The organism is Actinoplanes aureus (assembly GCF_015704865.1).
In the GTDB taxonomy this organism is placed as follows: Bacteria; Actinomycetota; Actinomycetes; order Mycobacteriales; family Micromonosporaceae; genus Actinoplanes; species Actinoplanes aureus.
In genome coordinates this window covers 568132-580820 of sequence record NZ_JADQTO010000002.1, presented here as the reverse complement: position 1 = coordinate 580820, position 12689 = coordinate 568132, and the positions used below count along the sequence as shown (strand labels likewise).

The 12689-nt window shown below is 72.4% G+C and carries 6 protein-coding genes; 3 read left to right on the top strand and 3 right to left on the bottom strand.

Annotated features, from left to right (window positions below; all coding sequences use genetic code 11):
- Positions 1–45 precede the first annotated feature (45 nt).
- Positions 46–1473: a D-alanyl-D-alanine carboxypeptidase/D-alanyl-D-alanine endopeptidase gene (dacB, locus tag I4J89_RS05680; protein WP_196412722.1), complete on the bottom strand. Its 1428-nt coding sequence runs from the start codon at positions 1471–1473 to the stop codon at positions 46–48.
- Positions 1474–3284: 1811 nt separating this feature from the next.
- Between dacB and I4J89_RS05675 the strand changes: the two genes are divergently transcribed.
- Entirely contained in the window at positions 3285–3785 is a 501-nt protein-coding gene (locus I4J89_RS05675; RefSeq protein ID WP_196412721.1) for an inorganic diphosphatase, read from the top strand.
- A gap of 602 nt (positions 3786–4387) precedes the next feature.
- Here I4J89_RS05675 and eccD read toward each other — a convergent pair.
- Positions 4388–5803 carry a type VII secretion integral membrane protein EccD gene (eccD, locus tag I4J89_RS05670; protein WP_196412720.1) on the bottom strand — a complete coding sequence of 472 codons (1416 nt, stop codon included), beginning with the start codon at positions 5801–5803 and terminating at the stop codon, positions 4388–4390.
- 153 nt (positions 5804–5956) lie between these two features.
- Here eccD and eccCa point away from each other — a divergent pair, with 153 nt between their 5' ends.
- Positions 5957–9916 carry a type VII secretion protein EccCa gene (gene eccCa, locus I4J89_RS05665; RefSeq protein WP_196412719.1) on the top strand — a complete coding sequence of 1320 codons (3960 nt, stop codon included), beginning with the start codon at positions 5957–5959 and terminating at the stop codon, positions 9914–9916.
- Positions 9917–10077: 161 nt separating this feature from the next.
- Positions 10078–11364, top strand: a complete 1287-nt coding sequence (gene mycP / locus I4J89_RS05660) for a type VII secretion-associated serine protease mycosin (protein ID WP_196412718.1) — start codon at positions 10078–10080, stop codon at positions 11362–11364.
- A 144-nt stretch (positions 11365–11508) separates the two neighbouring features.
- Here mycP and I4J89_RS05655 read toward each other — a convergent pair whose 3' ends face one another.
- Positions 11509–12687, bottom strand: coding sequence for a MarP family serine protease (locus I4J89_RS05655; RefSeq protein WP_196412717.1), 1179 nt, complete (start codon positions 12685–12687; stop codon positions 11509–11511).
- Positions 12688–12689: the final 2 nt, after the last annotated feature.

Here is a 12689-nt window from a genome sequence, read left to right as displayed (position 1 = left end):
CCGTACCCGTGCGAATCCACACCGCACTCAGGTGAAACCCCGGGATCAGCAGCCACACTGCACCAGCCGCGCCGCCACCCGGTCCAGCGCCGAGCGTGCGGTCACCGCGTTCGCCCCGCCCTTCGCCATGATCGCGAAGGCGAGCACCCGCCCGTCCTTGGTGATCAAAACCCCGGCCAGGGTGTTCACCCCGCTCAGCGTCCCGGTCTTGGCCCGCACGATGCCCTGCGCGCTCTGGTTCGGGCTGGGCGTGACGAAACGGGTCCGCATCGTGCCGGACCATCCGGCCACCGGCAGGCCGTTGAACATGTTGCTCAGCGCGGCCTGCTCACCACCGGCCGCCAGGGACAGCGTCCGCACCAGGAGATCCGGGCTGATGACGTTGCGATTGGAGAGCCCGCTGGCGTCGTACAGCCGGGCTCCTCCGGCCGGCAACCCCAGCTCGCCCAGCTTGGCCGACATCGCCTCGGCCGCGCCCGCGAAGCTCGCCGGCTTGCCGGCGGCCAGCGCCACCTGCCGCCCGATCGCCTCGGCCAGCACGTTGTCGCTCATCTGCAACATCCACTCGACGACCTGAACCAGCGGCGGCGACTCCACCTTGCCGAGCTCGGTCCCGGCCGCCAGGGTGGCCTCCGCGGGCGCACTAGCCGCAGCCGATGCTGTTGCTGTTGTTGTTGCCGGCGCCTTGCCGCGGCTCACCGACGTCACACCGAGAAACTTCGCGAAGGCCTTCCCGGCCGCCAGCGCCGGGTCGGTGTACCGCGGATCGCCCCCGAAGTCGTTGTGCACCGGCTGAACCCGGCCACCGTTGGTCATCAGCGCCTGAACCCGCGCCACCTGCCCCGCCGCGATGTCCCCGCCACCCCAGCCCGGCGCGGTCTCCGGCCCGGTGAACAGCGACGTGTCCACCAGCACCTTCGTCGGCTTGGTGTCGCCGAGCGCCTCCGTCACCTGCTCGGCCAGCCGGTCCAGCCGGGCCGCACCCGGGAAGAGCGTCTTCGAACCGACCCCCAACGTGACGTCACCACCGCCGACGATCACCACCTCGCCCGGGTTCTTCCCGGCCACCACCCGCGTCTCGAACCGGTAGGCCGGCCCGCGCGCGGCCAGCGCGGTCGCCGCGGTCAGCACCTTCGTCGTCGAAGCCGGCGTGATCATGCTGGCGGCGTTCCGCTGGTAGAGCACCGTGTCCGAAGCCACGTCCAGCACCGAGACATGTACGGCCGAACCGAGCGCCGCCGCACCCACCAGCGGATCCAGCGCCGCCTTCACCGCCGCCGTGTCCGGCGTGACACCTTCGGCCTCGGCCGCAGCGAGCACCGGTGTCGGACTGGGCTCCGGCGTAGTGGGCGCCGGGGTGGGCGCGGTGGTCGGCGAAGCGCCGAGCCATCCATCGATCGGCCCGGGCCGCACCACCAGACCAACTGCCGCCACCACCGCAAGCAGCACCAAGACCGCGAGAACCGACACCATTTTGGTACGAGTTTTCCGAACCGGTCCCGCCTCGGCCGGGCGATCTTCACCGGTGGTCCCGGCCCCAGCGCCCGCGCCGGGCTGAAGCACGGCGCCGGACCCGGCCTGGTGCAGGTGGTCAGCGCCCGCACCGGACTGATACAGGCGATCACCGCTGGCACCGCCCTGACTAGCGCTCGCACCGCCCTGATACAGGCGATCACCGCTCGCACCGCTCTGGCCAGTGCTCGCACCGCCCTGACCAGCGCTCGCACCGCCCTGATACAAGCGGTCATCGCTCGCGCCGCCCGGACGCGGGTGATCAGCGCCCACACCGGGCTGCGGCGCGCGGCCGGCCGCGGTTGCGGCGGTGTTCAGCGGAATCGACGCTTGCCCGTAGGTGCCGCCTCCGGCATCCGCCGGGTCGGTCCCGGGCCGGGCAGTGTCGCCTGCGGACCCACGCACAGAATTCTGATCGCCCATCGGGCGGATTCCCTGAGCCGCAGGTCCCCCCGGCCCCGCCACTGGCCCGGCAGCACTCCGGTCCAGTGCCACCGTCTGCTCCCCCACAGCGCCGGGTCCCTGCGGGCCGGTCGCCCGAGGCTGACTCGCAGCCCCGTGCGAGCCAGTCATCCCAGGCTGATTCGCCGCCGTCCCCGCAGCGCCCGCCCTGTGCGGGCCGGTCACCCCAGGCTGATTCGCCGCCGTCCCCGCAGCGCCCGCCCCGTGCGGGCCGGTCACCCCAGGACGACTCGCCGCCGGACCGCCGGCGCGGCCCGGTTCCAACATCACCGTGCGTTCCCCTGGGCCGCCCGGCGCGGGCGGCTGGGATTTGTCAGCAGGTGGCCGCCCCGCATCGCCCGGAACCTGAGGGCTGCTGGCCGCCGAACCTCGACTCTGCGGGTTGTTGGCCACCGGACCGAGTGCTTGCGTTTCCTCACCCGGGGCGCCGGTGCCGTACCTGTTCAGCTCGCCGGGCCTGTCTGGCGTCTGCGCACGACCCTGTTGGCCGCCCAAGGCCTGCGTCTGGTCGGCCAAATTCGCAGAGTGTGGAGTCCGGCCCTGCCCAGACCCCTCCGCACGTGCCACATCGCCCGGCATGCCCAGCGCTTGCGTCTGGTCCGCCGAATCGGCGGGCGGCTGCGGCCGGCCGGAGGAGTTGTGCTCGGCGTTTCCCCCGGCAGTCCAGGCTGAGCTCGCCGGCGGTGCGCCCCAGGGCCCGGCCGGGCTGGGGCCGCTCGGTGGATAGTCGCTCGACTGCGCCGCTTCCGGAGTCGGGCCGGCCTTCGGCCCGAAGGCACCGCCCTGCGGCCTGGAGGGGTCAACCGGTCCAGAAGAGCCTGCCGGCCTGAACGGGCCAGCCGGTTCGGATCCGGGCGCTCTCGGGCCCGGGATCGCCGGCCGGCTCGGCGGCACGGAGGCGCGCCCGGGCTGGGACGGCGGTTGATCGTCCTGCTGCCAGGGAAAGGGCTGCCGCTGCGCAGCCGGCGCAACCGGACCGGCCGAGTGCCCGCTGAACTGCTGCTCCATAGACCCCGGAACCGCGGCACGCCCAGGAGCCGGCGGTTGCGGCGAAGGCACACCACTGTGATCCGGCGACCGACTAGCGCCATCCGGCCCGTTTTGCGAACCCGACACGCCGGTATTGTCCGGACCGTTATGTGAATCTTGCCTCGTCACACGCCCCTCCTCGCCCGTGGCGTCAGACTTAGGGGAGACTAGCGACATCCGGCACACCGTTGCGCGCGGATCCTGCGGGCCCTGCTCCATGCCCCGCTACCCGCCCGGCGGACCGGTCTATTCGAGCGGGCAAGCAAAAGGGGAGCGACATAATGGATTTCGACGTTCTGGTTGAGATCCCCAAGGGGCAGCGCAACAAGTACGAGGTCGACCACAAGACGGGTCGAATCCGGCTGGACCGGACTCTCTTCACCGCGACACAGTATCCCGCGGACTACGGCTACATCGAGGGCACCCTCGGCCAGGACGGTGACCCGCTGGACGCGCTGGTCCTGATCCAGGAGCCGACCTTCCCCGGCTGCCTGGTCCGGGCCCGCGCCATCGGCATGTACCGGATGACCGACGAGAAGGGCCGCGACGACAAGGTCCTCTGCGTTCCCTTCGAGGACCCGCGGCAGGAGCACCTGCGCGACATCCACCACCTGGGCGAGTTCGACCGGATGGAGATCCAGCACTTCTTCACGGTCTACAAGGACCTGGAGCCGGGCAAGTCCGTCGAGGGCGCCACCTGGGTCGGCCGGATCGAAGCGGAGAACGAGATCCGCGCCTCGTTCAAGCGCGCCGAGGTCGCCGAGGCCGACGGAGAGCACTGACCGCACGCTCCCGCCATACCGCTGACGACCGCACCTGCGGGGCCCGCGCCCCGCAGGTGCGGTCGTTTGGCATCCAATCCGCCGCCCGCCGACGAAACGGCCTAACCACCAGCTACGACGCCGCATCCGTGCGCCGCCGCCGGCCCCGCCGACATCCACAACCGCCGGCCGAGCCCTCTAGAAGGCTTCCGTAGTCAGGGTCCCCAAGCGGTGATCTTGCTTGGCCCACGCTCACTGCTGTCTCAACGGCCGCAAGACAGCACCCACGTTGGGCCGGACAAGACCCTGACCACGAAGGCTCTCTAGGTGCCCGCCGATCTTGAGCTTCTGACCAGTCCATAGGGCGCACAATCACCCAAGATCGCGGCGGGCAACGCCGAGCAACGCCAACCAGACGCAGCCCGACGCCGGCCCAGGCGACACGGGCAAATGCCGAGCAAGCATGGCCGACGCAAGCCGGGCCGGGTGACCCGCGCACACGCCGGGCAGGCATGGCGGACGCGAGCCGGGCCAGGTGACCCGCGCACACGCCGAGCAGGCATGGCCGACGCGAGCCGGGCCAGGTGTGCGGCGTATGCGGCCGTGGTCGAGGGCGCTGTGGGTCAGGTGAGGCCGGAGACGGCGGTGATGAGGCCGGTGACGGCGCAAGCGACCGGGATCACCGCGATCACGGCGAGTGCGTCGAGCAGGTCCGCGGCGCGGCCGATGTAGGGCGAGGGCGGCCGCTCGGCGTACGTCGCGCCGGTGACCACCGTGAGCAGCGCGATCAGGACCGCGGCGGCGATCACGGCGGGTTGCGAGCCGGGCATGTCGGCGGCGCCGGTGCGCAGCAGGTCCGCGCCGAGCGCGGCGGCGCCGGCGAGGCCGCCGGCGAGCAGCGGGATGCGCTGGCGCCGGGTGACGAACAGCCGGGAGCGCAGCAGCAGCGCGATCGCGCTGACCGCGATGAGGATCCGGGCGGAGAGCGTGCCGGCGGCGGCCAGCACGGCGAAGGCGCCGGCCGCCAGGACGGCATGGCCTAGCAGCATGCCGGCCAGCAATTCTTCGGTACGCGCGACCGCAGCGAAAACCTCCGCCCGGTCGAGCCGCTCCCGGCCCGGATCAGCGGCACCGAGCCCAGCCTGGTCCTCGGCCGGGAGGACTACCGGAGGCCGGGGCGTTCGGCCGAGGCGCACGGCCAGCAGGGGCAGCAGCCCGATCCCGCAGACCAGCACCGAGATGAGCACCGCGGCGGCACCGGCAGCCGCGGTGAACAGGCCGGCCAGGGCGGTCAGCGCACCGAGCAGGCCGGCCGTCACACCGGCCGCGAAGATCCGCCCGCCGGCCGCCACTCCCAGGCCACCGAACGCCGCGAACAGCAGCACCGCGAGAGACCCGGCGAGCAGCTCCGGGCTGCCGATCCAGGGCAGCGGCGCCAGGATGCCGGCATCGTCGTACGACGTGACGAGCGCGGCGCCACCGACGAAGGCATAGGGCAACGCGTACCCACCGAGGGCCACACCGGCACGCGCGTCCCCGTACGCCCGAGATGCGGTCGTCGCGGCAAGCGTGAGCAGCGTGGCCACGCCGAGCCCCAGCGGGCCGGCGCCGCTGTTCCCGGATCCGGCGGCGAGCAGGGCCAGCAGGCCGAGAGCGAGCGGCACCCCTGCGGCCGCCAGCGTCGCCACACGGGTGGCGGCGGGCGTCCAGACCCCACCACGGCGCCGCGCTCCCTCGGCGATCGCCTCGACCACGTCGTCGTACTCCAACTCGGGCCACTCGTCGTGGGCCGGGACCAGGTGGAGCACTTCGCCGTCGCGTACCCCCTGCGGGTGCAAGCCCTGCCCCGTGCTGAGTGCGACCCCGTCGGCGCGCCGCAGCAACCAGCCGCCGTGCTTCTCGCCCTCGTCGGCGAGGCCCTCGCCGGCGTGCCGGAGCACCTCGGGCAGCAGCTCAGCGAGCGGAACGTGCTCGGGAAGGGCGACGTCGACGCGGCGCTGAGGTGCGCTGATCGTGACGCGGGCCAGAGCGACGCTCACCGGGATCCTTCCGTTGTCCACAGGCTCGAGCCGGGGGTTATCCACATCGATGAAGATGAGGCTGCGGGACCGACGGAACTTTACCTAGCATGGGCCGATCGTGATGCCCCGTAATCACTCGGGGTACAGAAAGCAACGATCGGAGGCGAGCCGATGGGCACCGTGACGATCAAGCGGTCCGCCCGCCGGCCGGCTCCCGAGATCCCGGTCGGTGAGCTGACCGTCGATCCGCCGCCGGAGATCCCGGAGCAGGTGGCCGGGCGGTGGCAGCAGTGGCTGATGGCGCTGCCGATGCTGGGCGGCACGCTGGCCATGGCGATGATGATGGGCCAGGGTCGCGGCGGGGCGTATTCGTACGTGATCGGTGGCCTGTTCGGCGTCTCGTCGCTGGCCATGCTCACCACCTCGTTCGGCGCGTCCGGCGCGCCGCGGAAAGCCGAGATGATCGCCGCCCGCCGGGAGTACCTGCGACAGCTCTCGGCGTTGCGCCGCCGGGTCCGGGACACCGCGCAGCGGCAGCGAGTCGGCCTGCTCTACCGGCATCCGGACCCGTGGCGGCTCTGGTCCACGGTGGGCAGTCATCGAGTCTGGGAGCGCCGGCCGGCGGATCCCGACTTCGGGGTGGTCCGGATCGGGTTGGGCCCGCAGACACTATCGACGCCGCTGATCCCGCCGGTCACCCGGCCGCTGGACGAGTTGGAGCCGTTGACCGCCGGGGCGCTGCGGCGCTTCCTGGACGCGTACTCGGTGGTGCCCGACCTGCCGGTGGCGATGTCACTGCGCGGTTTCGCCCAGGTCATCGTCCGCGGCACCGACGCCGAGGGCGCCCGGGCGCTGGTCCGGGCCGTGCTGATCCAGCTCGCGGTCTTCCACCCGCCCGGCGACCTGCTCGTCGCGGTCTGCGCCGGGCCGGAGCGGCGGGCCGGCTGGGAGTGGGTGAAGTGGCTGCCGCACGGCCGGCATCCCAGCCGTTCCGACGGGCTGGGTCCGGTGCGGCTGGTCGCCGGCGCCGCCGCGCTGCTGGAGGCGATGCTCGAGGACGTCCTCACCGGGCGCCCGCGGTTCCATCCGGGCGAGGACGGCGGCGCGGTCCCGCATCTGGTGATCGTGCGGGACTGCGCGGAGCCGGCCGGTGCGACGCGCTGGGAGGAGGGCTTGGCCGGGGTGACCGTGCTGGACCTGGAGGCCGCTCCACCCCGGCTGCTGGACCGATCGATGCTGGTCCTGGAGGTGCAGGACGACGGACGCCTCGATACGTCCACAATGGATCGCGAGGCGGAGGCCGGCCGGGCGGACGGCCTGTCGGCGGCCGAGGCGGAGGCGGTCGCCCGCCGCCTGGCGCCGTTGCGGCTGGCCACGGCGCCGGATCCGACCGGTACGGCGACGGCTGCCGACACCGGACTGGCCGAGCTGCTCGGCATCGCGGATCCGGAGGGCTTCTCCGTGCTGAGCGGCTGGCGGTCCCGGCCACTCCGGGACCGGCTCCGGGTTCCGATCGGGATGAGCGCCGACGGGCTGCCGGTGGAGCTGGATCTGAAGGAGTCCGCACACGACGGGATGGGCCCGCACGGCCTGCTGATCGGCGCCACCGGCTCCGGCAAGTCGGAGTTGCTGCGCACGCTCGTGCTGGCGCTCGCCGCCACCCACTCGTCGGAGACGCTCAACTTCGTCCTGATCGACTTCAAGGGTGGCGCGACGTTCGCCTCGATGGACCGGCTGCCGCACACCGCCGCTCTGATCACCAACCTGGAGGACGCGCTGCCGCTGGTCGACCGGATGGCCGACGCGATCGACGGCGAGCTGATCCGCCGCCAGGAGCTGCTGCGCCGGGCCGGGAACTACGCCGGCCTGCGGGACTACGAGAAGGCCCGGGAGGCCGGAGCCGCGCTGCCCCCGTTGCCGTCACTGCTGGTGGTCTGTGACGAGTTCTCCGAGCTGCTCCAGAAGAAACCCGAGTTCATCGAGCTGTTTCTGCAGATCGGCCGGTTGGGGCGGTCGCTCGGCGTGCATCTGCTGCTGGCCAGTCAGCGGCTCGAGGACGGGCGGCTGCGCGGGCTGGACACGCACCTGTCGTACCGGATCGGGTTGCGGACGTTCTCGGCGCTGGAGTCCCGGGCGGTGCTCGGCGTGCCGGACGCGTACGAGCTGCCCAGGTCACCCGGCCACGGGTACGTCAAGTTCGGGACCGAGCCACTGACCCGGTTCCGGGCCGCCTACGCCTCCGGGCCGGTACGCCGCACCACCGGCCCGGGCCGGGCAGCCGACCGGAGCGACGGCCCCCGCGTGCTGTCCTGGACCACACGGCACGTGCCCGCCCCGGAACCGGTCGCACCCGCCCGGCCGGAGGAGACCCCGCTCGGTGAGACCCTGCTCGGCGTACTGGTCGGCCGCCTCGCCGGGCAGGGCCCACCGGCGCATCAGGTGTGGCTGCCGCCGCTGGACCGCTCCACCGCGCTCGACGACCTGCTCGGTCCGGTCGGCGCCGTCCCGGAACGAGGACTGGCCTTCGCCAACCCCGCGTTGCACGGGCGGCTCCAGGTGCCGGTCGCGCTCGTCGACAAGCCCAGGGAGCAGCTGCGCGACGTGATGTGGCTGCAACTGGCCGGTTCGGCCGGGCACGTCGCGGTGGTCGGCGGGACGCTGAGCGGCAAGTCCACAGTGCTCCGGACACTGATCTGCGGGCTGGCCCTCACCCATACCCCGGCCGAGGTGCAGGTGTACTGCCTGGACTTCGGCGGTGGGGCGCTCAGCACGCTGCGGGATCTGCCGCACGTGGGTGGGGTGTTCGGGCGGCTGGAGGCGGAGGGCGTACGGCGGACGGTCGGAGAGATGGTGACACTGCTCGCCGAGCGGGAGCGGCGGTTCGCCGAACTGGGTGTGGACTCGATGGCGGCGTACCGGCGGCGGCGCGGCTCCGATCCGTTCGGGGACGTCTTCCTCGTGGTGGACGGCTGGGCGACGCTGCGGACGGACTACGAGGAACTGGAGCCGGTCCTCACCGACCTCGCCACCCGCGGCCTGTCGTACGGCATTCACCTGGCCGCGGCCACCTCCCGCTGGATGGACTTCCGGCCGGCCGTCCGGGACCTGTTCGGCTCCCGGCTCGAGCTGCGGCTCGGCGATCCGGCCGACTCGATCGTCAACCGGCGGGCCGCGCAGACCGTCCCGGAGCAGCAGCCGGGCCGGGGCGTGATGGAGCACCCGGCGGATCGCAGCCGGGGACTGCACCTGCTCACGGTGCGGCCCGAGGTGAGCGTGTTGGGTGACACCACCGGCCTGGTCAAGGCGGTGGCGACGGCCTGGGACGGTGCACGGGCACCCCGGGTGCGGTTGTTGCCGGCCTCCGTGCCGTACGCCGAGGTGGTCCCGGATCGCGGCGCCGGCCTGGCCATCCCGATCGGCATCGCCGAGGCGGACCTTCAGCCGGTGACGATCGACTTCGCGACCGACCCGCACTTCCTGCTCTTCGGCGACGCGGAGTGCGGCAAGTCGTCGTTCCTGCGGGCGCTCGCCACCTCGGTGACCCGGCGGTTCGCGCCCGAGCAGGCCCGGACCATCCTGGTCGACTACCGGCGCAGCCTGATGGACATGCCCGCGACCGAGCACCGCATCGGGTACGGGATGCAGGCCCAGCAGACTCAGGACCTGATGCGGTCGGTGGCCGGCTACATGCAGCGCCGGCTGCCCGGTCCGGAGGTGACCGCCCAGCAGTTGCGGGACCGGTCCTGGTGGACCGGACCGGAGCTGTTCGTCCTCGTCGACGACTACGACCTCGTGGTGGCCGGACCGGTCAACCCGCTGACGCCGCTGCTGGAGTTCCTGCCGCAGGCCCGGGACATCGGACTGCACGTGGTGCTCACCCGCCGGGCCGGCGGCGCGGGCCGGGCACTCTACGAGCCGGTGATCCAGCGGCTGCGCGAGCTCTCCGCTCCCGGGTTGGTGATGTCCGGCGCACCGGAGGAGGGTGCGTTGCTCGGCGCCGTGCGTCCCGCCGCACTGCCACCTGGACGTGGCCGTCTGGTCACCCGGCGTGAGGGAATCCGGCTGATTCAGCTGGCCCACCTGCCACCCTTTCGGGATTCGGCTAAATCGGCAGACTCGGAGTGCGATTAGCCATGAAGGACCGCAGCGACACGCCGCCCCATGGGAGTAATCTCCCTCCATCGACTGAACCTTCTGCAAGGTGGCCCGGGCCCGACTCAGGAATGGCGACGCCGACCCGTGAGCGATGTGAGCGAACTCTTCCGGCCACCCGGCGGTGGCCGGTGCTGAGCATGCCCTCGTCCCGGTCACGACTGGGCGCGGCCGTCCTGGCCGGGTTGATCGCGGTCGGCTCTCCCGCCACCGCGGCCTTCGCCGCGCCCGGGCCGACCAGGCTCGGCCCGCTGGCCGAGCCGAGCACCACCGACGGCGACTGGGCACGTGCCGAGCAGTGGCACGTGCAGGCGCTGAATCTGGCCGGCGCGTGGACGTACGCGGACGGCAACGGCGTGACGGTCGCGGTCCTCGACTCCGGGGTCGACGCCCACCACGACGACCTGGAGGGCCAGGTGCTGCCCGGCCTCGACCTGGTGGAGAAGGACGGCGACGGCGACTCCGACCCGGTCGGTCACGGCACCACGGTGTCGGCCATCATCGCCGGCCGCTCCGACGACAGCGCCGGGGTCGTCGGGATCGCCCCGAAGGCCAAGATTCTGCCGGTCCGGGTGCTGGACGCGGAAAATCGCTACGACGACGCCCTGGTCGTTGCGAAAGGCGTGCGCTGGGCGGTGGACCAGGGCGCCAAGGTGCTGAACCTGTCGCTCGGCGGCAGCGGCTCGAGCGCCGCACTGGCCGCGGCGCTGGATTACGCGTTCGCCAAGGACGTGGTGGTGATCGCCTGCACCGGCAACGCGACCGCCTCGACCACGTCGGGCTCCGACGGGGTGTGGTACCCGGCTCGGGAGCCGGGCGTGGTCGCCGTCTCCGGCGTGGAGCGCAACGGCAACGAGCTCTGGTCCGGTTCGATAAGCGGCAAGGAGACAGTGATCACCGCGCCGGCCACGCAGCTGGTCGGTGCCCGGCCGGACGGCTACTGGAAGGTGCAGGGGACGAGCTTCGCCGCCCCGATGGTGGCCGGCACGGCGGCGCTGATCCGGTCCCGCTGGCCGGACATGGCGGCCGGCGAGGTGATCAACCGGCTGATCCGGACCGCGCAGGACCGCGGCGCTCCGGGCCGGGACCCGGAGTTCGGGTTCGGCATGGTGGACCCGGTCGCGGCGCTCACCGCCGACGTGCCGATCGTGCTGAGCAACCCGCTGGACACCACGCCTCCGCAGGGTGTGGCCCGGTTCGGCAACGCGCCCGCCTCGGGCCAGGCCCAGTCGGCGCCGGAGGCGTCCGGGCAGCCGGGCGTCGCCACCCGGGTGCCTGGATCGAACGCGGGTGGCTGGGCGACTCCGGCGGCCGCGCCGGCCCGGAACGACACCAGCCATGCCCGGTGGATCGCGATCGTGCTGTTCCTGATCTCGGCAGCCGCAGCAGCCGTCACGATCCGCCGATTCGCGCGAGCCACCGGCTAGCCAGCCGGAGCCCGGCTCAAGCGCAGCCGTAACGATCCGCCGGTTCGCGCAGGCCGCCGGCCAGCCGGCCGGAGCACGGGTCCGGCACAGCCGTGACGATCTGCCGGTTCGCGCGAGCCACCGGCCAGCCGGCCGGAGTGCGGCTCAGGCGCAGTCGCCGGTGCGGACGCCCTTGTTGTTCTCGCGTCCCGCCTTCGCCACCCCGGCGGCCTCGTCAGCCGTGAGGGCGAAACCGACATTCTTGTCGTCGGCGGCCGCCGCGAAGATCACCCCGATGACAGCGCCGCTCGGGTCGATCAGCGGGCCGCCTGAGTTGCCGCTGCGGACCAGCGACTTGATCGTGTAGATCTCCCGGGTCACGTCGGTGGAGTCGTAGATGTCCGGTCCGGTGATCCGGCTCACGTCGCGGACCCGGGCCGACTGGGCGTCATACGGCCCGTCCTGGGGGTAGCCGAGGACGATCGCGTTCGCCCCGCTCGCGGCCTCCTTGCTGGCGAACGACATGGTCGGCGCCTTCAGGCCGGGCACGTGGAGGACGGCCAGGTCGCGCTTGGGGTCGTACACCACGACTTTGCCCTCCAGCTGGCCGCGGGAGGTCTCCACGACGACCTCCCGAGTGCCGGCCACCACGTGCGCGTTGGTCATCACGCGCTCCTGCGCGTACACGAACCCGGTGCCCTCGATGCGCCGCGAGCAGCTCGGCGCTGAGCCGAGGATCTTCAGCACCGACCGCTTCGAGTTCTGCACGACCTCCGAGTTGCGCAGCCGTGGGTCCGGCGCGGCGACCTCTTTCGCCTGAGTACGCGCGAGCCCGCCGAACACGTCCGGGAACCCGCTGGTGTTCAGGGTGTCGCGCAGCGCCGAGGAGAGCGTCTGCGCCTCCTCCGGCATCAGGCCGTTGATGCCGCCGAGAATCGCGCTGCTGCGGAACTCCCGGTTGACCGCCGGGAACGGGGTGGAGCCGAGCGGCACCGCGACCAGCCAGGCGGCCAGCAGCAGAGCGACCACGGAGACGACCGCGCCGCCCGCGTCGTCGAGGTGTTGCAGCGGCTTGCTGAAGATGCCGCGCCGCAGATTGGTGCCGAGCCAGCCGGCCAGGGTCTGTCCGAGCACGGCGAGCGTGAGGATGACCGCGAGGGCCACCACGAGCCGGATCGTGCCGTCCGCGAACTGTCGCGCGATCAGGGGGCCGAGCTGAAGGCCGATAAGTACGCCACTGAAGAACCCGCCGAGCGAGAGCGCGCCGATGACGAAGCCCTGGCGGTAGCCGCTGACCGCGAAGAGCAGCATCAGCACGATCAGGAAGACATCGACCACAGGCACTC

Bases quoted from the DNA above. Each gene is read 5' to 3' on its own strand.
- dacB (WP_196412722.1), bottom strand. From the start codon at position 1,473: ATGGTGTCGGTTCTCGCGGTCTTGGTGCTGCTTGCGGTGGTGGCGGCA.
- I4J89_RS05675 (WP_196412721.1), top strand. From the start codon at position 3,285: ATGGATTTCGACGTTCTGGTTGAGATCCCCAAGGGGCAGCGCAACAAG.
- eccCa (WP_196412719.1), top strand. From the start codon at position 5,957: ATGGGCACCGTGACGATCAAGCGGTCCGCCCGCCGGCCGGCTCCCGAG.
- mycP (WP_196412718.1), top strand. From the start codon at position 10,078: ATGCCCTCGTCCCGGTCACGACTGGGCGCGGCCGTCCTGGCCGGGTTG.